The organism is Kitasatospora sp. NEAU-69 (assembly GCF_057158765.1).
The window spans coordinates 195,266-219,117 of the sequence record NZ_JBWXUE010000006.1; the positions used below are offsets into that span (position 1 = coordinate 195,266).

Consider the following 23,852-nt stretch of genomic DNA (forward strand, 5'->3'; position numbering starts at 1 on the left):
TCGTTACTTCGGGCAGCTCGCGGTCGGGGTCACCGTCCCGGCCTGGTCGGCGGGGACGGTGCGGAGCACCCGGTGATCCCCCGTCCCCGTCCACAGCGTGACGCCGCCCGGGCCGGCGCTGACCAGTTCACCGCAGACCGTCGCCGCCGGGGTCCGCACCTGCACCAGGTTCGCGGGTGGGTCACTGGTCGTCAGCCAGGCGACGCCCACCGCGCCGGCGACCAGCACGATGCCCGCCAGGCAGCAGCAGGCGGCCCGGCGGAGCGAGCGGCTGACCCGGACGACCTCCTGCTCGGTCCAGCGCCGCAGCGCCTGCCCGGCCAGCGTGATCTCCGCGCCCGGCCGGCCGTAGCAAGCGCGGACGGCCAGCATCGAGCCCGTGACCAGGAGGAGGAACGCCAGCGCCGTCAGCCCGGCGGCGAGGTCGCGCGCCGAGGAGGGCAGATCGGCGAGGCTGTCCCGGCCCTTGAGCACGGCCAGCACCGCCAGCAGCCCGGTGAGCCCCGTGAGTCCGTTGCGCCAGCCTTCGGCGTGCCGACGCAGCTCGGCGAGCTGGCCGAACTCCAACTCCCGCGCCAGCTCCGCCCAGCGGCGGTCGGAAGCCGCGCTCACGGGGAACCCGGCGGCTGCGGCTGCGCGGCGACCCGCCAGCTTGCCCCGCAGCCCACGAAGACGGTGTTCGCCGGCTGGTTCTCGTGCACGTAACCGCACTCGCAGTAGAGGGTCTCGGTGCCGAGCACGTCCGGCTGTTCGGCGGCGGCGGTACTGGTGCTGGTGCGGGTCAGCAGCGAACGTAGCCCCTTGGTGCCGCCGCCGGGTATGCCACGCGAGTAGCGAGTGCTGGTCTGCCCGTGGCACCCCGGGCACTCTCCCGCCACGACGACGGAGCGGCCGTCGGCTTCGGCGTGCTGGGTGAACGGGACCGGCAGCTCGCCGAGGTCACGATCGACGTACCGCACGGCGAAGTCGTGGCCTGCGGGTGCGGCGGGGCGTCGCCGGGGCGTCATGCGGTGCCTCCTTCATCGGGCATGTCAGTGAGATCCAGCGCGAACATCTCGGCATAGAGCCGCAGGCGACCCCAGACCCAGGCCTCGGATTCACCGATCTCCCGCGCCACGAAGGCGACATGCCGAGGTTCGACGCGGCCGGTGAGGGCGGGAAGCTTGCCGTTCAGGTATTCCGTCAGGATCGCGAAGTCCTGCCAGCGGGGGATGACCTCCGGGAAGTGCGCCACCGCCGGCGCGGGCCCGAGCGGGAGGTAGGGGCGGATCCGCTCCCAGGTACGGCTGATCTCCTCGCCGATCCGGCCGGCGAGGCTGACCAGATCGATGGCCACCAGGGGCTCTTCCTCCTCGGTGACGCGGTGCAGGGTCCCCAGGGCGATCAGGTCGTATTTATCCGGCACCGCCTCCCGCAGCGCGTCGAGGGCCGTGGCGTCGAGTTCGGGAACCAGCGCTCCGAGCGAACGCAGGGCCGCGAGTTCTTCGTACGCGGCTGCGGCATTGGTGTGCCTGTGATGGGCATACCGAGCCAGCGCCTTGGGGGTCGGCGGAACCCAGAACGGCTTGCGGTAGCTCCCGTATCGGAAGTCACCGTCCGTATCCTGTACAGCCCAGCACTCCTGGAGCGTCGGCCGATGGCTTGCAAGGAAATCCGGTAGCTCTGGAACGTCCATCCCGAAACGTTGAGCCGCTTCCTGAGCCAGCGCCCAGACGTTCGACAGCGGCTCCATGAGATTCGCAGCAGCCGAGAAGAGCAAGCTGCTGGTCAAGTCACCAGGGAAGCTCACCTCCTCGTTGTTGGGATCGTCTCCCGCGAAAACGTAACGGTCACGGAGCGGCAGTCCCTCCCATTCGCCGATGATGTCAACGCCGGGTGGCAGATCGACTCCAATGCACCGGAGTTCATCGATGATTTCGACGGCCCCGCCCATCCCGTGAACGAAACTGCGCATCAGCTCTTCGAGGCTCAGACCACGCCAGATCGAGAACCCGAACGCATGGGCGTTCTCGACCAGTTCGGCAACCTCCCCGGAGGGAACGAAGTCACCGTCATAGCCCTGCTCGTCGATGCGACAGGCGAAGTCCACGCCGATGCGGGCTGCCCACCGCGCCAGTTCTCCCTCCGCTTCCAGCAGGCTGATGCCATCCTCGGCGGCGAGGACGACTGTCGCAGCCCAATCCAGTACCGGCTCGGCACCCACGAACCGGTGCAGAACCGAGAAGACGGCGGGGGGCGGCTCACACCACAGTCGCACCTCGTCGGCCGGTGGCGCTGACCAGCCCAACCACGTGAACCGGCTGAGCCATTCCAGCACCTCGCCGGTGTCCACTCCCTCATCCTCCGCCGCACGCCGCACGTCCCCCGGCGACGTGACAGGCCTGCGCCGTGCAGTGGGCCCGTCACCCTCCTCGACGAAGAGCCGGTCGACATCGTCTGCCGTGCACCGGTAGTCCTGGTGACGCGCCGGGACCTCGGGCACCGGAGTCATCCCCAGTGGCTCAAGGCGAGCGCTGAGCTCGACCAGCCGACCGAGGCGAGTGCCCGTCCGCTGTGAGATCTTGACCAGTCCTTGAAGACCGTTGCCGGCCACTTCCCCGGCGATCTCCTTTTCCAGCGGCCCGGGGTACCAGTCGAGATCACCGTCCCGGGTCGGCGGCGCCGCCCATCCAGGAGACATAATGCGCATTCTTCGCAGCGTTCGAACGACGCTCGCCACCGTCATGCCCTGGGCCTGGGCCGCCATCACAGCTCCCACCCACTTCCGCGCCAGACTCGCGCAGAGATCCGCCTCCCCCGGCTCAGCGATCGGATAACCAACAAGCGACTGTGGAGCCAATGGGGATGCGCGATGGCCTGTCTGCCCAAGGACGGCTGTCCGCCACGGTTCGGTGTCTCGTAGCTGCTCGACATGGGAATAGCTGCTACCCCGTTGCTCCAGCAGTCCCTTGTCACGGTGCCACCACCCGATGGCATCGATATCGCGGGTGGCACCGCCACCGTGCAGCGAAATGCTGGTGCCACTCCCCCGCAGCTCTCCCCCGAGTCCCTTCGCCACCCGCAGGCTCTTCTCCTCCATCTTCCAGAGCCACTGCATCGTCAGCCCCGGCCACTCCCGCAGTGCGGGCAGGCCCAGCCGCCAGTTCTTCAACTCCCACTTCTCGTCATAGGACTGGAGCTCGTTCCGATTGACGCTGAGCGTGCCCGCCCGAGCACCGGTCAGGTTCAGCACGTACCCGAACGGCGTCTGATCCGTCGCGATGCCGTCACAGAGGATCGCGCCCTCCCCATCGACCCACCACAGCACCCCAGGAACCGCCTCCACGGAAGCGACCCCGCGCCACAGCCGCCCCGGATACAACTCCCCCGGCGGCCAGTCGGCAGCCCCAGTGGCATCCTGCGCGGTCAGCTGGAACTCACTCACCCCCACCAGCGACCGCAGTGTCGCGACACACGACAGCTCCGCCAACTCCGCATCGTCCCGCAAGTACAGCCGCACGATCGTGCCGCCGTTGGTCAGCGCGTCACCCGATCCGTCGTGCCGCTGGATCCGGAACAGGCTGCCGCTGCTGGGGATCTCGACCCGCAGCAACTCCTGGGCCGGGATGCCGTCCTGGCCGACCTGGCGGGTGGTGACCGTCATCTCCTCGGCCAGCATGAAGTAGCTGAAGACGCCGATGCCGAAGCGGCTGTTGGGGTAGAGCCGGAGCGACTGGTCGTGGCGCAGCCACTTCGCCTGTTCCTGCCGGAAGGTCCGGGAGCGCTCGAACCGGCTGCCCGCCCGGGTGAAGGTGTTGGTGAGCTGCTCCATCCCCATGCCGACGCCGTTGTCCCGGCATTCGAGGTACCGGCCGCGCTCGTCCTCGCCCTGGACCATGGTGATCTGCCCGGTCCACTCGGCCGGTCGCCGGTCGGTCTGCTCCAGGTACTGCCAGCGCATCGCGCGGTACCGGCAGGCGTCCATCGCGTTCTGGTAGAGCTCGCGGATCGCCAGTGCCGGATTGTCGCCGTACATCTGACGGCCCATCAGCAGATGACGGACCTCGGTCTGCGCCAAGCTGAACTGCAGCAGCGGGACTTCGTACGCCGCGCGGCCGCTGCTCTGCTGGGGCCGCAGCTTACGGTCGGTGACCCGCTCGGGCAGTGCGGCCAGCAGCTCCGCCTCGCGCGACGGCAACTCACCGGCCTGCCGCCGGGCCTGTGCGCTGAGACGGTCGGCCCGGTCCACCACCTCGGCCAGGGCCGCGTGGACCGCCTGGTGCGGGCAGGAGACGTCCAGGTGCAGCAGTGCCTCGTCGGGCTCCCAGTGCAGGCCGGTGGCGACCATGTGGACGACCTGGGACGGGCGCACGGCGTCCGAGACGGCGAGGTGCTCGGCGATCACCTCCGGGAGGGTGCGGACGTCGACCGCGAGCACCGCCGCGAGACGGAGCAGGGTGGCCAGCGGGCGGGGGCGCAGCAGTTGGTAGCCCTCGGGGAGGAGGACCTTGCGCGGCGCCTCCTCGGCGGCGTGCTCCAGGGGACCGTCGCGCCCGATCGCGGCGGCCAGGACGGTCAGCGCGCTCGCGAGCTCCTCGGCTCGGCCCGAGGCGCCCGCGCCCGTCGCCTCACCGAGCACGTCGGCCGCGAAGCCGGTGGCGAGCTCGGCCGACACGGGGGCGTCGTCCGTCTCGGTCCGCTCGGCGATCCAGCGGTGCACCAGCCAGAGTTCGACCGCGCGCCGCTGCTCCGCCTGCTCGGCGCCGCCGCCCGCGTGCTCGACCAACCTGCGGGCGATGTGCGCGTGCTGCTCGTGGACCTGCTCCAGGTGGCGCCGGTGCTCGCTCGACTCCGCGTCCTGCCGGGCCAGCATCGCCTGGCTCCACCGCTGCGCCCAGGCGGCCTCGCGCAGGAACACCGCCGCGATCAGCGCCGTCACCTCGATCGGGGTCAACTCCGCGTCCACGGGCAGCAGCTGGGGCAGCTCACGGGTGAGCAACCGTGGCACGAAGCTGTCGTCCGTCCAGGGGTCCGGCCGGCCCTCCTGGGCTCGCTGGACCCGGAGCGCGCAGTCGTCCGCCAGCTTCAGCAGGCAGTCCTGGAGGCGGGACACCTCCTGCTCGGCGCCGGCCCGCTTCCACAGGCGCGGGTCCGTGACCGCGCCGCGCCAGTCCTCCCGCAGGTGCCGGCCACGGCAGATCTCGGTCGTGCGGGTGGCCTCCTCGCGGTCACTGCCGTAGCGGACCTCCGGCTGCTGGGTGAGGCCTGCCTGCCGGGCCAGCCGGGTGGTGTGCGCGGAGGCGGCCGCGTGGACGTCCTGGACGGTCTTCGACGCAGTGGCCGGCGAGAGCGCGCCGACCAGGCCCTGGGTGAAGAAGCTGCCCTCCTCGGAGTACCCACACTGCTCGCCCGGGCGGCAGCCCACCATCAGGACGAACTGCCCCTGGGGCTGGCCGCGCACGATCCGGGTGCCGAAGCCCGCCTCGTCGCCGGGCACGCTGTTGCGGCAGGCGTCGATCAGCCACAGGACCGTGCCGGCCCGGCAGTCGCCCAGGTAGGGACTGATGTCGGCCGGCAGCAGCGACTCCAGGTCCGCCTGGCTCCACCGGCCGTCCGTCGGGGCGCAGGCGTCGGCGGGCACCAGGTGGTCGACGCCGTCGAGGCGGATGCCGTGACCGGTGAAGTACAGCAGGAAGGTGCCGCCGGCCGGCACCGCGCGCGACTCCTCCTGGATGCGCTTGCGGATCTTCGTGCCGATCGCTCCGGAGAGCACCGCCACCTCGTAGCCGGACTCTTCGAGCACCGCCCGCATCGCGGTCAGGTCCGCCTGGACCGCTGCCTCGATCGGCTCGAACTCCTGGACCGCGTCGTCCGCACGCCCCACCCCGATCAGCAGTGCGCGTCGCACCTCGGTCATCAGCCCTCCCCAGACCCGAAGGGACCATGATGTCAGCCGCCGGTCACCGCTCCGGTCACTGCTGCGGTCACCACTCAGCCGCCGAGCCTGTCCACCGGAGCCGCCGTCCGCTCAGCCAGGCGCAGTTGCTCGTCCTCGACGATGCGCAGGGCCAGGGCGGGCTCGGCGACGTCCCGGGCCTCCGGGGTGGACTCGGCGAGGGTGCTGCGGCGGGCGTAGGCGTCGAAGAGACCGGTCTTGGTGGCGAGCAGGTCGAGCAGGCGCTGGTCGACGCTGTGCGGGGTGAGCAGCCGGTGCACCCGGACGCGGCGGACCTGGCCCATCCGGTGGGTGCGAGCCACGGCCTGGGTCTCCAGGGTCGGTTTGACCTGCGGTTCGCAGAGGATGACGACGGAGGCGGCCTGGATGTTGAGACCGGTGCCGCCCGACTGGATCTGACTGAGCAGGACGGCGTGACCCGGGGCGGCGGTGAAGGTGTCGATCAGCTGCTGGCGCGCGGTCGGGTCGGTGCGGCCGTCGAGCGGGCCGAACGGCGGAGCGGGGAGAGCGGCCGCGACGGCGGCGAGGACTTCGTGGAAGGCGGAGAAGACGACCACCTTCAGCCCCTCGGCGGCGGCCTCGGCGACGAGTTCGCGCAGCCGGGCCAGCTTCGCGGAGCGGGCCGGGTCGGCGTAGGCAGCGCGGCGCATGGCGGCGAAGTTGCCGGCCGCGACGGCGGCTCGGTAGGCGGCGAGGTCGGCCGGAGTGAACTCCTCCCACTCGTCCGTGTGGACGACGGCGGGGAGTTCGGTGAGCACGTCGCGCTGGTTGCGGCGCAGGTAGGCGGGGGCGACGGCGTGCCGGAACGCACTGGCCGTGGTGGCGGCGTCGAGCGGGGGCAGCAGGTCGGGCCGCAGGTAGCCGATCAGCGTGCGGAACTCCTCGACCCGGTTCTCCATCGGGGTGCCGGTGAGGAAGAGGACCCGGTCGGTGCGGGCGGCGAGCGCCGCGACGGCCTGCGAGCGCTGGGCGGCCGGGTTCTTGACGAAGTGCGCCTCGTCCACCACCAGCTGCTCGGGCGTGAAGCCGGGCGGCAGCTCCAGGTGCCGCAGGCCGTCGTAGGTGAGGACGGCGACGCCGCCGGTGGCCAGCCAGTCGCGCCGGGCGGCGACGCGGTCGGGGCCGTGCAGGCGGCAGGCGCGCAGCGTGCTGCGGGTCTCGATCTCGCGCAGCCAGTTGACCAGGACGCCGGCCGGGCAGACCACCAGGAAGTGCGTGGCACCGGCCGCCCGCAGGTGGGCGAGGACGGCGATGGCCTGCACCGTCTTGCCCAGGCCCATCTCGTCGCCGAGGACCACCCGGCGCTGGGCGAGCGCGAAGCGGGCGCCGAAGGACTGGTAGCCGCGCAGCGAGACCCGGCTGTGGGCGTCGTCCAGCGGTTCGGCGCGGACCTTGTCGGCGAGGCTCTGCGGCAGGAAGCCCTGCGCGGCGGTGCGCTCCAGCGCGGTGGACTCGGCGAGCGAGCCGAGCACGGCGTAGAACTCGGCCGAGCGCAGCTCGAAGTCGATCCACACCTCGGCCGGGCTGCCGGCCGGTCGCAGCAGGTCGGCCGTGGCCTGGGCGAGCAGCAGCGGGGTGCCAAGGGCCTCTCTTATGGATCTTGCCGGATCAGCGCGCGGCTCCCCCAGCCTTCGGCCGGGAGGTGCCCCCAACACCCAGCCTCCGGCCGGGTGGCGCCCGGCTGGGCGTGCCGGCGGATCGTCCTCGTACTGGGTCGTACTTGGATGATTCGCCGGTGCGTCCAGGCGGGATGCCCGGCGTCGCGCGCCCGGCGAGATCGATAAGAGAGGCCCTGGCTGCTCGTGGGCGGCGAGCGCGGCGTCGAGGCGGCCGAGCGCGGCGCGGGCCTCGGCCCGGCGCGCGCGACCGGCGGCGAAGCGCAGCGGGCTCGCGGCCGGGCGGGCGGCCGGGAGGAGCTCGGCGAGTTCGGCCGCGATCCGCTGCGCGGCGTCCAGGGCGCGGCCGACAGAGCCCGGGTCCGGGCCGGCGTTCACCAGTGGGTGCAACGCGAGCAGCAGCGCGGTGGTCTCGGCGTCCTGCCGCTCGATGTCGATCATCACCGCGACGGTCTGCCCGGCCGCCTCGGCGAGCTGACCGGCCGCCGCGCGCAGTTGGCCGGCGGTCTGCTCGGAGATGCCCGGCAGCAGCCGGAGCAGATACGGGTCGGCATCCAGCACCTGGCGCACCGAGCGGTAGCCGGCGGCGGCCAGCGCCTCGGTGCGCAGCGCGCCGTGGCTGACCTCGGCGAGCCGGTCGATCGGGATCTCGTCGAGCTGGCGGTGCGTCAGCTCGCGGCGCAGTACGTCGAGCGCCTCGCGGACCTGGCCGGCAGCGCGCCGGTGCTCGGTCAGCAGCGCGCGAGCGGCGGTGTCGAGCTGCTCGGCCACCCGCAGCACGGCCTTCGGCTTGCGCGCCGGTGGTGCCGGTGGTGCCGGTAGCACCGGTTGCCGAGCAGGCTGCTGTGCTGGCGCTGGCGGCCGAGTCGTTCGCATCATCCCCCCGTGCGGTCAGTCTCCCATCGGGTCGGCGGCCGGCACCAGGGACATCAGGTTCTGCGGATCCGGGAACGGGGTGAACCCGACCTTCGCGTAGACCCCGTGGGCGTCGGCCGTGCTGAGCAGCAGCCTCTTCAACCGGTACGGCGCGAGGTGGTCGCGGATCGCGGCGACCATCCGGGTGCCGATGCCCTTGCCGCGGTGGGCGCGGTCCACGTAGACGTCGCCGAGCCAGCCGAAGCTGACCAGATCGGTGATCACCCGGGCGAACGCGACCTGGGTGCCGTCGGGGGCGAAGACGCCGAACGGGATCGAGCCGGCGATCGAGAGCTCGACGGCCTGCCGGCTGCGGCCGACAGCCCAGTACGAGTCGGTGGAGAGCCAGTGCTGCACCCGGTCGAGATCGAGGCGCTCGGTGTCGGTGGAGAGCTCGTACCCGTCCCCGAGGCTGACGGTCACGAGGGTTCCGGCTGGCTTGGCAGGTGTGGCGGTCATGGCGGCATCCTGGCACGCGGGTGGCGGGAAAAGCAGGTGAGTATTGATCAGCTGCCATGGCAGCGTGGCCCCAATGGGATCCCGACTGCCCGGTGACGGGCTGCTGCGCCGCAACGCCGCCTTCCGCGTGCTCTGGACGGCCCGGACGATCTCACTCACCGGGAGCGCGGTCGGCCAGGTGGGGCTGCTGCTGGCGGTGGCGCACTCGGCCGGGGCACTGCTTGCGGCGATGCTGCTGATGCTGGTCGGCGACCTGCTGCCCGGCCTGCTCGCACCGCTGACCGGCGTACTGGCCGACCGGGTCGAGCGCGGGCGGCTGATGGTCCTGCTGGAGCTCGGCCAGGCCGCCGCGACCGCTGCGCTCGCCGGCTGGCTGCCTGCGCTGCTGCGGCCCGGCGGACTGCCGCTGCTGCTGGGGGTGTTCCTGCTCCGGGCGGTGTTCGGCCTGCTCTTCCAGTCCGCCTCCCGGGCCGCGCTGCCCGGCGTGGTCGCGGACGCCGAGCTGCCGGCGGCGAACGCGGCACTCGGCTTCGGGGAGTACGGCCTGCCGGTAGTCGGGCCGGTGCTGGCCGCCGCGCTGGTGACGGTCGCGGGCGCCCGGGGGCTGCTGGTGGCGGACGCGCTGTCGTTCCTCTGCTCGGGCGCTCTGCTGTTGCGGCTCCGGCTGCCGTTGCGGCTCCGGCTGCTGCGGCGGTCGGGGCTCGCGCGCGGCGCGAGCGGCACCGGCGCCGACGCGGGGGCAGGGGCGGGGGCGGGGCTCGGGTCCGAGGAATCGTTCCTGCGCCATGCCGCCACGGGCCTGCGCTTCCTGTGGCGGACCAGGGGTGTCCGGCTGGTCTTCGTCAGCTTCTTCGCCGTGGTCGCGTGCAACGGGATGGACGATCTGGCGCTGCTCTTCCTCGGCCGGGGCCCGCTGCACGCCCGCGACAGCGCGGTCGGCCTGCTCTTCGCGGGGGCGGCCGCCGGGCTGCTCATCGGGTTCGCGGCGGTCGGCCGCTGGGGGCGGCGGGTGGCACCGCTCGCGCTGTTGCTCCTCGGCTACGCGGTGAGCAGTCTCGGCAACCTGCTGACCGGCGCCGCCTGGTCGGTGACGGCGGTGCTGGTGATGCAGGCGGTGCGGGGCGCCGGGCTGGCGGCGCAGGACACGGCCGCCGCCACGCTGATCCAACGAGCCGTGCCGGAGGAGTTGCAGGGGCGGGTGTTCGCGAACTTCTACGGTTCGCTGGGGCTGGCGGCAGGGCTCTCGTACCTGCTCGGGGGTGTGCTGCTGCGCGAGGCCGGGGCGCGCGGCACGTTCTTCGCCGCAGGCGTCGGCGGGCTGCTGGCTGCTGGAGCTGCCGCCGTGGCGGGAACGGCCGGGGTGGCGGGAGCGGGGTGGTGGGTCTCAGGCCGGGCGGCTGCCCGGCCGTCGGCCCGGTCGGCGTTGCCACAGCTTGCGGACGGTCGCGACCGGGTCGAACAGGCCGCCGACCGCGCTCACCGGGCGGGTGACCGTGATGGGGTAGCAGGCCAGGCCGAAGAGCACCGCTGTGAAGTGGCCGACGTCGGTGAAGGTGCGCCCCTCGATCAGCGCCGAGCCGTAGAAGCCGAGCAGGATCACCACGTAGAGGTACCGCCACGGCGGGGCGATCAGGTAGGTGAGGACGGCCTGCACGCCGGCCAGCGCGTAGCTGACGCCGTAGTCGAGCGTGTGGCGGGCGTGCTCCGGGGCACGGCCGTGGTTGATCGCCCAGAGCAGCACGCCCTCGCTGAGGTAGGTGGCGCCGATGTGGGAGATCAGCACCACGCCGAGCCAGCGGCCGGTACCGAGCCAGCGTTCGGCCGGGACGTGGAAGATGTTGTAGAGCAGGAAGTAGCCGAACCAGCCGCTGCCCGAGATCCACAACGCGCTGGTGATCAGCACCCGAACGGGTGACTTGTGCAGGTACTCGATGTTGGTCGACTGCCGCTCCAGGATGTGGTGCGCGAAGTGCGGCGAGACGTGCCGGATGATCATCGTGGTGATGAAGAGGATGGCGAGCCAGATGAAGGTGCCCGGCGCGCTGCTGATGTAGCGCCAGACGGACTGGGCAAGGCGCTTGGGGTCCAGTCCCAGCGACATCGGCGACGGCTCCTCGGTACTCGGCGTTCCACGGCCGTGGCCGCGGCGGTACCGACAACGCTAGCGGTGTCCGCGCCCCGTCCTGGACAGGCGCTGAGCGCGCCCGTGACCGCGCGAGGGCCCGGGCACGGCGGTGCCCGGCAACTCCCGCGTGTACTCACATGAATGACACAGTCGATCACATGAGCGTTGGTTGATTTGGCCGTCGCGCCGTGCAAGGCTCCTCTGGCTACGAACGCGCACCGCGCACCGGTTGAGAGTGCTCATCCGCCGCCCCCGGGGGATGAGTTCAGCCGCCCGCCCACCGGCCTCGTTCCCGCGCGGCCGACCAGCGGAGAGGGAGCAGCAGGCACTGCACGGTCGAAAGCGGCCCCTGGGTCCGGCACGGAGGTATGGGCCCCCGAACCCGGACCCGGGGCACCGACCGCGCCTCTGCCTGCCGAGCGGACGGCCGACACCATGGGCAACTTGTCGAGAAACCGACGTGTGCCGTCAGTCCCAGCGGATCGGAAGCGGGTCGGAAGCGGAGGCAGCTAGCCGCAGAAGCGGCGGAACTGGTCAGATCACCTCGTGAGCATGCCGCTCCACCCGCGACTGCACCAAGGGGCACCGGCCGGAGGGCCGTGATTCGGCCAACTCCGGTACTGCTGCCATGTGATGGCGCATCCGCCGACGGTTGCGCCGGCGCCAGGACCAGCGTGCAGCAAGGCGGGATCAACGAGCCGGCGACCGTTCCGTGAACGCTGGAGAGCCCCATGAACGACCCGAGCCCGTCATCCGTGCCCCCGCAGTCGGCCAGGCCGCCCAGCTGGGCTTCGCGCGATTCCCTGCCATCCCGTCGCCCGCCCGACCTGCTCCCACCGGCCGGGCCCGTGCGGGTCCGGGCGCTGCTGATCATCGGCGTGCCGGTGCTGCTTCTGGGCCTGCTGGCGGCCGTGATCGGCGGGGGGTCCAGTACGAAGGCGCCGACCGGGGAGCCGAACGGCCTCTCCGGCGGCGCGGGCGCCGGTGCGCCGCCCTACACCGCGCTGGCACCGGTGTACACCCAGCCGGCGATCCCGTCGTCCGGCGCGACCGGCGCGACCGGCGGCGGAACAGCGACCGGCGACGGAACAGCGGGCGGGCTCGACCAGACCGGCACGCCTGCGGCGACGGTGACGTCCCAGCCGACGACGTCCCAGCCGTCCACGAGCCCGACGGCCACCGGCTCCACGCAACCGGACGACGTGGTCCGCAACTACTTCGCCGCGATCAACAGCCGCGACTACGCGACCGCGTGGAACCTGGGCGGCGAGAACCTCGGCGAGAGCTACGACGCCTACGTGGCGGGCTACAGCAACACCTCACAGGTCACGGTCACCATCGTGTCCGTCCAGGGCGACTTCGTCGCGGCGAACCTCGACGCCGTGGAGCGCGACGGCACCCAGCGCACGTACCGCGGCACGTACACGGTCATCGACGCCGTCATCACCCACGCCGACGTGCAACAGACCAGCTGACGATCCGTCACCTCCGGGCATTGCGAGGCCGGCCGACCCATGAGCGGAGCTCCGACAGATCATGACCAGTGAAGCGTTCCACCCGGACACCCAGAGTTCCCCGCCACCCCTGCACACCTCACCCCCGCACACCTCACCTACGCATAGGCCGTCGCGGCACGCGACGAGCAAGGCGACCCGGCTGCTGGCCGCGGGCGCCTATCTCGATCCTTTCTTCCGCAAGACGGTGATCAAGGAGCTGCTGACGGACCGCCACCGGGTGGTGGCACCGTCGTTCGGCTACGACGCCGTCCCGGTTCTCGCGCACGCCCTCGCCGCCGAGCGACTGCGGCGCCAGCGTCTGTGGCTGATCCTGGTCGGCACCGCTGCCATCCTGGTCCTGTCGGTCAGCGGTGCACTGAACCCCGTCTTCGGCGATCTGCTGTTCGTCTGGCTGCTGTGGGCGGCCAACTACCTGCGCCGGATCGCCACTCTGAACACCCTGATGACCAGCCTGAAGGGCACACGGGAGGGCACGCGGGAGGGCACGCGGGAGGGCGAGTTCGACGGCAGCTATCCGGTGACCGGCAAGCTCACCGAGCAACTGGTCCGGAAGATCAGCCGGGAACAGTCCTCCGACAACGGAATCGTCTTCTACGGCGGCTACCGGCCGTTCGTCGGCGCCGGGGTGCCGGTCCACGACTGGTCGAACGCGCAGCTCCTGCTCGGCGCCCCCGTCGGCGGGTTCGAGGCCGCCGCGGCCTGGGCCAAGCACGGAGTGCCGGCGCAGGGCATCGGCGCCGAGCGGGAGGCGGACGAGGCGGCGGTCGAGGAGGAGCCCGGGCAGTCCGAACCGGGCGTCGTGCGCCGCAAGGCCGTCATCCCTTTCAGCACCGCCGAGTTGACCGAGTACGTCACCCGACAGCTGGCCTCGGATCTGCGCGACGACGCGCGGGAGGCCGAACGGATCCCGACACTGACCGTGGAACGCCGCCGATTCGCCACCGCGACCCGCACGAACGACCGTACGACCGGCGGGGGTTGGTCCCGGCTCCAGCAGCTGGACGACCAACCGGACGGCCACTGGCGGGAGGACTACAACTCGGCGCGCGAGTACCTGTGCGCGCGGATCGGATCGTGGGACGAGGAACTCGTCACCTCCCTCTTCGTCGGCTTCGACATCAAGGGCAACACCCTTCACACGGAGTTCCACGGCTACGTGCTCGGGCCGATCGTCACGGGCTTCCACCTGGTCGACCGGCTCCCCGGACGGCTCGACAGCCGCCTGATGCTGCGGGTGGCCTGGGACATGGTCAAGTCCGCACCCCGGATGCTCATGCGGCTGCTGTGGCGTGCGCTGCTCCTGCTCAACCCGCTGTGGCTGCTTGCGGTCCGCGCCTGGCGGCGAAGGCTCCGGGCGCAGACGGTGGCGGCGGCCGACACCAGCGAGTTCGGCCTGGCCCGCTACACGACGGACGCCGTGAACTGCGGTGCGATCGTCAGCATCCGGGAGACGGCGGCGAGCGACACCTACCACCTGTACTTCCAGCAGTCGGACGCCGCCAAGTACACACGCCTGGTCGAGAGGCGACTGCTGCACATCATCGGCACCTTCCTGGCGGAGCACCACGTCGACCTCGCCGACCACCAGCAGCAGCAGACGAACATCCTCCAGCAGCACATCGGCGACAACAACCACTCCGGTGGCGGGGACATCAACCACGGCACCATGAACAAGACCACCGGGCCCAACTCGCCCATCAATTAGGAGACATGAGGGATATGGCCAATCACTGGCAGATCGGCGACAACAACGACTCCGGTGGCGGGGACATCAACCACGGCACCATGAACAAGACCACCGGGCCCAACTCGCCCATCGGCACGCCGGCTTGGGAACGGCGGACCGAGCAGCAGGGACAGGGGCAGGGTCAGGTGCACGGACAGGTGCAAGGACCGGACCGCTCCCGCAACGTCTTCGTCGTGCACGGGCGGGACGAAGAGGTGCGGCGCGCGATGTTCTCCCTGCTGCGCGCGCTCGACCTGCACCCGCTGGAGTGGGAGGACCTCGTCAGGGCGACCGGAAAGACCCTGCCGTACCTCGGCGAGGTGGTCGCCAACGCCCCCTCGCAGGCACAGGCGGCGATGATCCTGCTCACCCCCGACGATGTCGCCAAGCTGCACCCGCACCTGCTCGGCGACTACGAGACCGACGACGAGACCCAACTGACCGGCCAGCCGCGACAGAACGTGCTGATCGAGCTCGGGATGGTGCTGATGGCCTACCCCGAGCGAACCATCATCGTGGAGGTCGGCAGGCTGCGGCACGCCTCCGACATCGCCGGACTCAACGTCATCCGCTTCGACGGCTCGGCGGGCGCGCTCGGGAAGATCGTCGTGCGCCTGAAGCAGGCGGGCTGCCCGGTCAACGACAACAGCCCCGAGGGCCGGGAGACCGAGCCGTTCCGGCACCTCGCCGCCTACCGGCGTCTGGCCTGAGCACCTGAGGGGCGGACGCTGCCGTCCGCCCCTCAGCGGTGGTCGAAACCGGCCGCCAGCGTCCGCAGGAACGCCGCCACCTCGGGCATGTTGATCCTGCGCAGGTCGGCGGGCCGGACCACGACGCGCAACTCCCGGCAGATCACGCCCTCCCGGGATCGGGCGACGAAGGAGAGCAGTATCAGCCGCAGCAGGCTCTCCTGATCGAGGTAGTCCATCCGGGAGAGCCCCGAGCCGACCAGCGGCATCGCCACGCACTCCAGCTGCGCCCGCCGGCGGACGGCGTCCCACAGCCGGTTGAGGCTGTGCCAGAGTTCCTGCACGCTCGACGCGGCCACGTAGTCGTTGCCGATGTGACTGTAGGCCGACGCGAAGACCAGTTGCCTGCGGTCGCCCAGTACCGCGACGGTCCCGATCGGGTAGCGATCGAGCTTGCCGAGCGCCTTGTCCGCCCGCGCCTCCCGCAGGACGGGCACCTGCCGGGCCAGGGCGGCACGCAGTTCCGCGTCCAGTCGCTGCACATCGCCCGCGTACCGCCGCCGCAGCAACTGCCCCTGCACGCTTGAGCCGTTGATCAGGGAGCCGTCGGCCGACGCGGTGTCGAAGGTGTCGCAGAAGCCGACCACCAGGTGCGCCCGCTGATCGAAGAGGTCACCCTCCTCGACGACGACCACCATGTCCGGGCTGCGGAACTCCTGGCGCACCCGTGACGTGGGACGCGCCCGCGCCGCGCCCCAGGCCAGGCAGAGTCCCACCGAAACCGCCGTCACCGCGCCCGACGCGGGCAGGCCGTGCGGGAAGAGCTGCCCGGCGAGCTGGTCCACCGCGGTCACGCCCCCGAACGCCGTCATGGTGCTGGCGACGAACGCCTGCCGTGCGCGCTGAGAGCGGTCGAAGCGCCGGCGCAGGCGGACCGATCCGTGCCGACCGAAATCCCTTACCAGCACTACTCCTCCACAACGCGTTGGTAGTCTCGCAGCACGCTCCCGGGGCGATCCGGCGTGGCGAGTTGAGGTGGGTGGGGATCCGATGGCGCGCATCCGAGTGAGCGTTCTGGGGCCGGTCAGACTCGAGGCCGACGGCGTGCCCAAACGACTGACGCCGCTGACGACCCGACTGCTGGCGCGGCTGGTGGCGGCTGAAGGCGAGGCGGTGCCGGTTCAGCAACTGCGCCGCGACGTATGGGGTCTGGACGCCGACCTGCCACACCAGGCACAGCGAAGCCGCAACGAGGTGCAGAAGCGGGTCCTGGAGCTTCGGCGTGCGCTGGACCCCGGGTCGGACGGCGCGGCCGCCCGCACCCTGCGCACCGAGCAACTGCCGACCGCACGCGGGGCGCAGACGGCCTACCGACTGGTGCTGGGCCCGCAGGAGCTGGACAGCGCGCACTTCACCGAGCTGATCAACAGTGCCTTCCACGCCCCGCCGGCGACAGCCGCGCACCGGCTCCGGGAGGCGCTGCTGACGGTCCGGGGCCAGTTGCTCGCCGAGGTGAACGGCGAGCGCTTCGCCGAGCCGCTGGTCCGCCGGCTGACCAAACTCCAGGACAGCGCCCGGAGCGAACTGGTCCGCTGCCAGATCGAACTGGGCCGCTTCGAACTGGCCCTGCCGGTCGCCGAGGCGATGGCGCGGGAGCGGCCGGACGATCCCGCGTGGGCGTCCACGCTCGACCTGCTGCGGGCCCGGATGCGCGAGCGGCTGCACGGGGAGCTGCTGCGCCACCGGGTGCCGGGCCGATCGGTCGAGGTCGTCGTGGTGCGCGGCGACCTGTTCGACCAGGCGGACGCAAACCTCGTGGTCGGGTTCACCGACACGTTCGACACCTCCACCGACCATGACCTCGTGATCAGCCGCAGGAGCGTCCAGGGTCAGCTGGTCGACCGGCTCTTCGACGGGCATCGCAAGCTGCTGGACGAGCGGCTGCGCCAGGGTCTGCGGTCGGTCCCCGCGGTCGGCCGGGAGAGCGCGCAGGACAAGCCACGCGGCCGGCGCATCCGCTATCCGATCGGCACGACGGTGGCCGTCCCGGTCGACGGCCGTCGGGTCTTCGCGACGGCCTACTCTCAGCTGGGCAACGACCTGATCGCCCGCTCGGACCCGGCGGATCTGCGGCTGAGCCTGGACAAGCTCTGGGTGGCCGTGGCACGCCAGGGGCAGTACCAGCCGATCGCGGTGCCGTTGCTCGGCTCGGGCCTGGCCCGGGTCATCGAGCTGGACCGGGGCCGGCTGGCGGCGCTGATCGCCGAGACCTTCGTCCGCAGCTGCCTGACCCGCCTGCCCGTCGCACCGGAGTTGCGGATCGTGATCCGCCCCGAGGACCTGGTCAGGACCGACCTGTCGCCACTCGAGAAGGTCCTGCAGGAGTTGGACCTGCTGCAGCAGTGACGGCACGGGCCGCCGCGGCCCGCCGCCGGCAAGGCCGGGACCCGCGGCCCACCGGCCGATCGACAGCCTCCCCAGCATCGCCACGCCCCCTTGCGGTGCGCCGTCGGTCGCGCCGGGCCCGCGGTCGTCCCGACCCCGCCGTGACCCACTCCAGCACCCCGTCCGCTTCCGCAGCCAGGCGCCACCGCTTCCGACCCGCTTCCGACCGGTCCCGTCAGGACGGTGGGAGTGCCTGCCGAACTCCAGGGCGGTTAGTTCCCCTCACGCTCCTCCTGTTCCGGCTGCTGCCCGTGCTCGGCCCGCGCATCCCGCTCGGCCCGGTCGGCTCGGCGGCGTTCCCGTTCCTTCTCCCAGAGCGCCATCAACTCACGGGTGCCCTCGCTCAGTTCCAGCGGCTCGTTCTCGTCCGGCGGGTAGTTGCCGGCGGCGATCAGCTGCTGTTCCTGGACCATCACCGGCAGTTGGTCGCTGCGGTCCGAGCGCCGCGGGCCCTCCGGGCCGTCCGGGCCGATCCGGATCAGGCGGTCGGCCCGGACCACCCGGAGGCGACGGCCGGCCACGGTCAGCTCGTCCGCGCGGGTCCGGTCCAGCCGATCGGCGGCGCGCGCGTACACCGCGCGCTTCGCCGGGCTGAGCCCGAGCATCACGGGTGCCATCACGCGCAGTTCCGCGGCGATCCAGTCCCGCGCGGCCTGCGGGGTGGTCATGATGCTGGGGGAGATCGGTTTCCAGCGCCCGTTCTCCTGCTCCGCCACCAGGAACGCGGCCGGCAGCAGCGCCCCGCCGGGGTGGCGCCGCAGCGCCCGCACGCTGTCCCGGTGGACGTCCGGCGGGACCGTGCCCTCCTTGTGGGCCAGCCCGATCAGTTCGAGTTTCAGGATCCCCTCGGACATGCCGGTCTTCGTGATCGGGTCGATCACGAAGCCCTTGGTCGGATCGTCCGCCCGCAGCCCCTCGCCGACCTCGGCCGGATCCGGGTCGCCGGGGCGCGGTGGCTCCGGTCCGCTCGGCCCGGTGCGGATGAACGGCTCGGCGCGCAGCACCCGGTAGCGGGAGCCGAGCACCGTCAGCTCGTCGATCGCCTCCCAGTCCATCCGCTCGGCTGCTGCCTGTGCCTCGGCCCGCCCCGCCTCGTCGCCCGCCTGCTCGGCCTCCTGGGCCAGCCTCCGGAAGACGGAGGACATGTCGTCCCGGGCGCTCTGCGGATCCGAGGTGGTGAACGAGGACACCACCAGCCAGCCGCCCTCGTCCCGCTCCCGGCCGATCCCGAAGAGCGCCGGGCCGGCGCCCGCCATGGTGGGGTACTTCTCGCGCGCCTGCCACGCCTCCAGATCGGCCTGCTCCGCAGCCGGATCCAGCGGCGCGGTGACCCGGATGGTCCGGTATCCGGGAACCGTATCCGCCTCGTTCATCAGACCGCTGCCTCCCTGCACGCCGTGCCGCCCACGTGCTGTCAGCATGCCCGGCAGCGGCCGCACTGTGCGCCGAAGGGATCGATCTCCTCCGAACGAGTAGTGCGGCGAACGGGGTTGACGCGATCGGGGCCGCCCGGCGAGATCCGCCGGACGGCAGATCTAGTCGGTCTCCCCCGGCGCGACCAGTCCGGTCTCGTACGCGAGGACCACCGCCTGCGCCCGGTCGCGCAGCGTCAGCTTGGCGAAGATCCGGGCCACGTGGGTCTTCACCGTCGCCTCGCTGAGCACGAGCCGGGCCGCCAGTTCGGCGTTGGAGAGGCCGCGCCCCATCAGCGTCAGCACCTCCAGCTCACGGGGCGTCAGCACCGCCAGGTTGCGGTGCACGGCGGGAACGGCCGGCGCGGGAGCCGCAGTGTCACTCCCGGCTCCGGTCCCGGCCGCCGGCCCCGGCGCCCCGGTCCCCTCCCCCGCGAACCGCTCCACCAGCCGCCGGGTGATCGACGGCGCGAGCAGCGCGTCCCCGGTGCCGACCAGGCGGACGGCCGCCGCCAGGTGCTCGGCGGTGACGTCCTTGAGCAGGAACCCGCTCGCGCCGACCGCCAGCGCGGAGTAGACGAAGCGGTCCAGGTCGAAGGTGGTCAGCATGATCACCTTGCAGGCCGGGTCCTGGGCGAGGATCCGGCGGGCCGCCTCCAGGCCGTCCATGTTCGGCATCCGGATGTCCATCAGCACCACGTCCGGCCGCAGCGTGCGGGCGGCCGCGACCGCCTCGACGCCGTCGGCCGCCTCGCCGACCACGTCGAGGCCGCGGGCGGTCAGGATCATCCGGAAACCGGTCCGGACGAGTGCCTGGTCATCGACGATCAGCACCCGCGGCACGGCCTCGACAGCGGTGACGTCACCTGCGGTGTTTCCGGCGATGCCGCCGGCGGTGTCGCTCATGCCCGGTCCAGCGGTATCCGCGCGCGCACCCGGTAGCCGCCGCCGAGCCGGCGGCGCGCGTCCAGGTCCCCGCCGTAGACCGCGACCCGCTCGCGCAGTCCGAGCAGTCCGCGCCCGGCGCCGTCGGCCGAGCGCGGCGACTGCCGGTCGGCACGCGACGCACCGCCGCCCGCCAGCACGCTCGGCCCGCTGTTCAGCACCTCCACCCGCAGATAGAGATCCGCGTAACGCACCGTCACTTCGGCCTTCCCCCCGTCGCCGTGCCGCAGCGCATTGGTCAGCGCCTCCTGCACGATCCGATATGCCGTCACATCGACACCGACCGGCAGCTCCCGGTGCTCGCCGGAGATCCGCACCTCGACCGGCAGGCCGGCGAAGGCGAAGCGGTCGACCAGCGCGCTGAGCCTGCTCAGGCTCGGCTGCGGCGCGAGATCGGGCTCCTCGCTCTCGTCCCCGTCCGGCGAGGGCGCGAGCAGGCCGAGCAGGTGCCGAAGCTCCTTCATCGCGTCCCGCCCGGCGCCCTCAACCGCCAGCAGGGCCGCCGCGGCCGCGTCCGGCACGCTGGCCAGCACCTCGCGGGCGGCGCCTGCCTGGACCACCATGACGCTCACGTTGTGACTCACGATGTCGTGCAACTCGCGCGCGATCCGCGCCCGTTCGGCGCCCACCGCGGTGCGCGCGGCGCTCTCCCGCTCGCGCTCCAGCAGCCAGCCGCGCTCCTCCACGCTCTGCCGGTGCCGGCGCCGAGCGCGGACCATCGCCACCGCCAGCCAGCCGGCGAGCGCGCAGGCCGCGGCCAGCGCGGCGATCAACAACCCCGTCCCAGTACTCCCCACCCGCACAGCTTCCCAGGTCGGCCGGGTGGCGCGCATCCACCCCCGGGTCCAGAGATCGGAGCCGGGCCGGTACATCCCCAGGATGACCCGGGCGCCGGGATAGGCCCGCGGGCTGATTCCCGGCCCGGGCGGCGCGGATACCTTCTGGTGTCATGAGTACTGACGAGAACACGGGTCGCGTCGTCGTCCGGCTGGACGGCGTGCGCAAGGAGTACGGCGACTCGGTGGCACTGGACGGTGTGTCACTGGAGATCCGGGCCGGCGAGGCGGTCGCGGTGATGGGTCCCTCGGGCTGCGGCAAGTCCACGCTGCTGAACATGGTCGCCGGGCTGGACCGCCCGACCGCCGGGTCGGTCGTGGTGGACGGGGACGACCTCGGCACGCTGAACGAGACCGGGCTGGCGCTGTTCCGGCGCCGCCGGATCGGGATGGTCTTCCAGTTCTTCAACCTGATCGACGACCTGCCGGCGCTGGACAACGTGGCCCTGGCCGCGCAGCTGACCGGCGCGTCCGCCTCGCAGGCCCGCAAGCGGGCGCTGGAGCTGCTGGACGAGCTGGGCATCGCGGACCGGCGCAACGTCTACCCGGCCGCGCTGAGCGGCGGCGAGCGCCAGCGGGTCGCGGTGGCCCGGGCGCTGATGAACCGCCCGGCGCTGCTGCTGGCGGACGAGCCGACCGGCGCGCTGGACAGCCGCTCGGGCGAGCAGGTGATGGACCTGCTGCTGGACCTCAACCAGATCGGCCAGACGCTGCTGATGGTGACGCACGACCGCACGCTCGCCACCCGGTGCGCCAGCCGGCTGATCGAGTTCGCGGACGGCCGGGTGGCCCGCGAGAGCACGCTCGAACGGACGCCGTGAGCGGGCGGCGCAAGCGGACGCCGTGAACGGACGCCGTGAACGGGCGGCCCTGACTCCCCCGGCGCGTGGTGCGGTACGTTACCCAGAGGTAATCGCAGGCACGGGACGGGGAGTTGACCGGATGGGCGAGCAGGTCACAACGGGGTTCTTCAGCTCGGTGGACGAGGTGGCCCAACGGCTCGCCGAGGCGGGCTACCTGGCCTCCACGGCGGTGGCCACCACCGTCTTCCTGGCCGACCGGCTCGGCAAGCCGCTGCTGATCGAGGGGCCGGCCGGGGTCGGCAAGACCGAGCTGGCCAAGGCCGTCGCCGCGGTGGCCGGCGCCCGGCTGGTCCGCCTCCAGTGCTACGAGGGCCTGGACGAGGCCCGCGCGCTCTACGAGTGGAACCACGCCAAGCAGCTGCTGCGGATCACCGCCGGGCAGGGCGAGAGCTGGGACGACGCCCGCACCGACATCTTCAGCGAGGAGTTCCTGCTCCCCCGCCCGCTGCTCACCGCGATCCGCGGCGACCAGCCGACGGTGCTGCTGATCGACGAGACCGACAAGGCCGACGTCGAGGTGGAGGGCCTGCTGCTGGAGGTGCTGAGCGACTTCCAGGTGACCGTGCCCGAGCTCGGCACCATCGCCGCGACCCGGCGGCCGTTCGTGGTGCTCACCTCGAACGCGACCCGGGAGCTCTCCGAGGCGCTGCGCCGCCGCTGCCTGTTCCTGCACCTGGACTTCCCCGAAGCCGAGCTGGAGCGGCGGATCGTCCGGCTGAAGGTGCCGGGGCTGGACGAGGTGCTGGCCGACTCGCTGGTGCAGGTGGTCGGCGCGCTGCGGGCGATGGAGCTGCGCAAGGCGCCGTCGGTCGCCGAGAGCATCGACTGGGCCCGCACGCTGCTCGCGCTCGGCGCCGACTCGCTGCACGAGAGCGTGATCCGCGAGAGCCTCGGCGTGATCCTCAAGCACCAGGAAGACGTGCTCACGGCCGTCGAGAAGCTGGCGCTGTCGTGACCGCGGCGGCGCCGCGCGCGCTGCCCGAGCGGCTGACCGGCTTCGTGCACGCGCTGCGCGGGCACGGCCTGCGGATCGGCCCGAGCGAGACGGTGGACGCCGCGCAGGTGCTCGCCGTGCTCGGGCTGGCCGACCGGGAGCAGGTCCGGGCCGGGCTGGCCGCGGCGCTGCTGCGGACCGACGGGCATCGGGCGGTCTTCGACGCGACCTTCGACCTCTTCTTCCCGCTCTCGGTCGGGGCCCCGGAGGTGTCGGACGAGGACCTGCGCGAGCGGCTGGCCCAGGCGCTCGCGGCCGACGACCGGGCGATGCTCGCCCGGCTGGCCGCCGAGGCCGTCCAGGCGCTCGGTGGCTACGGCGCGACGCCCGGCTCGGACGGCTGGTCCGCGCACCAGACGCTGGACCGGCTGCGGCCGCAGACGCTGCTCGCCCGGGTGCTGGCCGGCCTGCGGGCCGGCGCCGGGCCGGACGCCGGCGACCCGGCGTTCACCGACCGGCTGACCGCGGACGAGATCCGCCGCCGGATCGAGCTGTTCCGCGGCCTGGTCGCGACCGAGGCCCGGCGGCGGGTCGCGGAGCTGCGCGGCACCGAGGAGATCGCGCAGCGCGCGATCGCGCCCAGCGCCGACCGGATCGACTTCCTGCTCGCGGGCCGCGAGCAGCTGATCGAGCTGCGGCGCACCGTCCAGCCGCTGGCCCGCAAGCTCGCCACCCGGCTGGCCGCGCGCCGCCGGCAGGCCGCGCACGGCCGGATCGACCTGCGCCGCACGCTGAGGCGCTCGCTCTCCACCGGCGGGGTGCCGCTGCGCCCGGCCTACCGGCGGCGCCGGCCCGGGCGCCCGGAGCTGGTACTGCTCTGCGACGTCTCGGGTTCGGTGGCGGGCTTCGCGAGCTTCACCATGCTGCTGGTGCAGGCGCTGCGCGACCAGTTCAGCAAGGTCCGGGTGTTCGCGTTCGTCAACCGCACGGCCGAGGTGACCGGGCTGATCACGGCCGGCTCGGGCGGCTCGTCCGCTCCGGAGGCGCTCGGGCAGCGGATCATGACGCAGGCCAAGGTGGCCGGCTACCACGGCAGCAGTGACTACGGCGCGGCGCTCGGCGAGTTCGTCGAACGGCATCTGGACGCGGTCGGGCCGCGCAGCTGCGTGCTGGTGCTCGGGGACGCCCGGACGAACGGGTGGGATCCGAACCTGGCCGCGCTGCGGCAGATCGGCCGGCGGGCCCGGCGGGTGTACTGGCTCAACCCGGAGCGGGCGGAGCTCTGGGGCACCGGGGACTCGGCGGCGCTGCGCTACGCGGAGCTGGTCGAGATGCACGCCTGCCGCAACGCCCGGCAGCTCGGCGAGATCGTGGCCCGGGTGCTGCCGGTATGACGACGAGGAGGGGAGGGCCGCGGCCCTCCCCTCCTCGTTCA

17 protein-coding genes and 1 pseudogene are annotated in these 23,852 nt (G+C 72.4%); 8 read left to right on the plus strand and 10 right to left on the minus strand.

What is annotated here, in order from left to right:
- Positions 1-3: 3 nt before the first annotated feature.
- The 5 genes from AC060L_RS09690 to AC060L_RS09710 form a co-directional block, all read right to left on the minus strand.
- Positions 4-612, minus strand: coding sequence for a hypothetical protein (locus AC060L_RS09690; RefSeq protein WP_483798192.1), 609 nt, complete (start codon positions 610-612; stop codon positions 4-6).
- Positions 609-1,007, minus strand: coding sequence for a hypothetical protein (locus AC060L_RS09695; protein ID WP_483798193.1), 399 nt, complete (start codon positions 1,005-1,007; stop codon positions 609-611). Before AC060L_RS09695 ends, AC060L_RS09690 begins: the two co-directional genes overlap by 4 nt.
- Positions 1,004-5,896: an HD domain-containing protein gene (locus AC060L_RS09700; protein ID WP_483798194.1), complete on the minus strand. Its 4,893-nt coding sequence runs from the start codon at positions 5,894-5,896 to the stop codon at positions 1,004-1,006. The genes AC060L_RS09695 and AC060L_RS09700 overlap by 4 nt, the downstream gene beginning before the upstream one ends.
- A gap of 74 nt (positions 5,897-5,970) precedes the next feature.
- Positions 5,971-8,376 (minus strand): DEAD/DEAH box helicase, encoded by a 2,406-nt coding sequence (locus AC060L_RS09705; RefSeq protein ID WP_483798195.1) that lies wholly within the window; start codon positions 8,374-8,376, stop codon positions 5,971-5,973.
- 66 nt (positions 8,377-8,442) lie between these two features.
- The gene (locus tag AC060L_RS09710; RefSeq protein ID WP_483798196.1) at positions 8,443-8,925 is read right to left on the minus strand and encodes a GNAT family N-acetyltransferase; all 483 of its coding nucleotides are present in this window, start codon (positions 8,923-8,925) and stop codon (positions 8,443-8,445) included.
- Positions 8,926-8,998: 73 nt separating this feature from the next.
- Here AC060L_RS09710 and AC060L_RS09715 point away from each other — a divergent pair.
- Positions 8,999-10,252 (plus strand): annotated as a pseudogene (locus AC060L_RS09715) (MFS transporter); the annotation flags it as partial.
- 57 nt (positions 10,253-10,309) lie between these two features.
- Here the strand turns inward: AC060L_RS09715 and AC060L_RS09720 are convergent.
- Positions 10,310-11,026 (minus strand): rhomboid-like protein, encoded by a 717-nt coding sequence (locus AC060L_RS09720; protein ID WP_483798197.1) that lies wholly within the window; start codon positions 11,024-11,026, stop codon positions 10,310-10,312.
- A 755-nt stretch (positions 11,027-11,781) separates the two neighbouring features.
- Between AC060L_RS09720 and AC060L_RS09725 the strand changes: the two genes are divergently transcribed.
- The 3 genes from AC060L_RS09725 (at position 11,782) to AC060L_RS09735 (ending at position 15,003) form a co-directional block, all read left to right on the plus strand.
- The gene (locus tag AC060L_RS09725; RefSeq protein WP_483798198.1) at positions 11,782-12,525 is read left to right on the plus strand and encodes a hypothetical protein; all 744 of its coding nucleotides are present in this window, start codon (positions 11,782-11,784) and stop codon (positions 12,523-12,525) included.
- A 61-nt stretch (positions 12,526-12,586) separates the two neighbouring features.
- Positions 12,587-14,272, plus strand: a complete 1,686-nt coding sequence (locus AC060L_RS09730; protein WP_483798199.1) for a hypothetical protein — start codon at positions 12,587-12,589, stop codon at positions 14,270-14,272.
- Between the two features lie 14 nt (positions 14,273-14,286).
- On the plus strand, positions 14,287-15,003 hold the full coding sequence (locus AC060L_RS09735; RefSeq protein ID WP_483798200.1) for a TIR domain-containing protein: 717 nt from the start codon (positions 14,287-14,289) through the stop codon (positions 15,001-15,003).
- Between the two features lie 32 nt (positions 15,004-15,035).
- On the opposite strand, the gene AC060L_RS09740 is transcribed toward AC060L_RS09735, so the two are convergent.
- The gene (locus tag AC060L_RS09740) at positions 15,036-15,950 is read right to left on the minus strand and encodes a macro domain-containing protein (RefSeq protein ID WP_483798201.1); all 915 of its coding nucleotides are present in this window, start codon (positions 15,948-15,950) and stop codon (positions 15,036-15,038) included.
- Between the two features lie 136 nt (positions 15,951-16,086).
- Between AC060L_RS09740 and AC060L_RS09745 the strand changes: the two genes are divergently transcribed.
- Positions 16,087-17,388: an AfsR/SARP family transcriptional regulator gene (locus AC060L_RS09745; protein ID WP_483798202.1), complete on the plus strand. Its 1,302-nt coding sequence runs from the start codon at positions 16,087-16,089 to the stop codon at positions 17,386-17,388.
- Between the two features lie 251 nt (positions 17,389-17,639).
- Here AC060L_RS09745 and AC060L_RS09750 read toward each other — a convergent pair whose 3' ends face one another.
- The 3 genes from AC060L_RS09750 to AC060L_RS09760 all read right to left on the minus strand — a co-directional run bounded on the left by AC060L_RS09750 (position 17,640) and on the right by AC060L_RS09760 (position 20,581).
- Entirely contained in the window at positions 17,640-18,800 is a 1,161-nt protein-coding gene (locus AC060L_RS09750) for a DUF5954 family protein (RefSeq protein ID WP_483798203.1), read from the minus strand.
- Between the two features lie 162 nt (positions 18,801-18,962).
- Positions 18,963-19,745 carry a response regulator gene (locus AC060L_RS09755; RefSeq protein WP_483798204.1) on the minus strand — a complete coding sequence of 261 codons (783 nt, stop codon included), beginning with the start codon at positions 19,743-19,745 and terminating at the stop codon, positions 18,963-18,965.
- Positions 19,742-20,581, minus strand: coding sequence for a sensor histidine kinase (locus tag AC060L_RS09760; protein ID WP_483798205.1), 840 nt, complete (start codon positions 20,579-20,581; stop codon positions 19,742-19,744). Before AC060L_RS09760 ends, AC060L_RS09755 begins: the two co-directional genes overlap by 4 nt.
- A 152-nt stretch (positions 20,582-20,733) precedes the next feature.
- Here AC060L_RS09760 and AC060L_RS09765 point away from each other — a divergent pair, with 152 nt between their 5' ends.
- The 3 genes from AC060L_RS09765 to AC060L_RS09775 all read left to right on the plus strand — a co-directional run bounded on the left by AC060L_RS09765 (position 20,734) and on the right by AC060L_RS09775 (position 23,811).
- Entirely contained in the window at positions 20,734-21,441 is a 708-nt protein-coding gene (locus tag AC060L_RS09765; RefSeq protein ID WP_483798206.1) for an ABC transporter ATP-binding protein, read from the plus strand.
- Between the two features lie 121 nt (positions 21,442-21,562).
- Complete coding sequence (locus AC060L_RS09770) at positions 21,563-22,438, plus strand: AAA family ATPase (protein ID WP_483798207.1); 876 nt, start codon at positions 21,563-21,565, stop codon at positions 22,436-22,438.
- Positions 22,435-23,811, plus strand: a complete 1,377-nt coding sequence (locus tag AC060L_RS09775) for a vWA domain-containing protein (protein WP_483798208.1) — start codon at positions 22,435-22,437, stop codon at positions 23,809-23,811. The genes AC060L_RS09770 and AC060L_RS09775 overlap by 4 nt, the downstream gene beginning before the upstream one ends.
- Positions 23,812-23,852 lie beyond the last annotated feature (41 nt).

Excerpts from the sequence above, each read along its gene's own strand:
- AC060L_RS09695 (WP_483798193.1), bottom strand. The coding sequence starts at position 1,007 with ATGACGCCCCGGCGACGCCCCGCCGCACCCGCAGGCCACGACTTCGCC.
- AC060L_RS09700 (WP_483798194.1), bottom strand. The coding sequence starts at position 5,896 with ATGACCGAGGTGCGACGCGCACTGCTGATCGGGGTGGGGCGTGCGGAC.
- AC060L_RS09710 (WP_483798196.1), bottom strand. The coding sequence starts at position 8,925 with ATGACCGCCACACCTGCCAAGCCAGCCGGAACCCTCGTGACCGTCAGC.
- AC060L_RS09720 (WP_483798197.1), bottom strand. The coding sequence starts at position 11,026 with ATGTCGCTGGGACTGGACCCCAAGCGCCTTGCCCAGTCCGTCTGGCGC.
- AC060L_RS09725 (WP_483798198.1), top strand. The coding sequence starts at position 11,782 with ATGAACGACCCGAGCCCGTCATCCGTGCCCCCGCAGTCGGCCAGGCCG.
- AC060L_RS09730 (WP_483798199.1), top strand. The coding sequence starts at position 12,587 with ATGACCAGTGAAGCGTTCCACCCGGACACCCAGAGTTCCCCGCCACCC.
- AC060L_RS09735 (WP_483798200.1), top strand. The coding sequence starts at position 14,287 with ATGGCCAATCACTGGCAGATCGGCGACAACAACGACTCCGGTGGCGGG.
- AC060L_RS09750 (WP_483798203.1), bottom strand. The coding sequence starts at position 18,800 with ATGAACGAGGCGGATACGGTTCCCGGATACCGGACCATCCGGGTCACC.
- AC060L_RS09755 (WP_483798204.1), bottom strand. The coding sequence starts at position 19,745 with ATGAGCGACACCGCCGGCGGCATCGCCGGAAACACCGCAGGTGACGTC.
- AC060L_RS09765 (WP_483798206.1), top strand. The coding sequence starts at position 20,734 with ATGAGTACTGACGAGAACACGGGTCGCGTCGTCGTCCGGCTGGACGGC.
- AC060L_RS09770 (WP_483798207.1), top strand. The coding sequence starts at position 21,563 with ATGGGCGAGCAGGTCACAACGGGGTTCTTCAGCTCGGTGGACGAGGTG.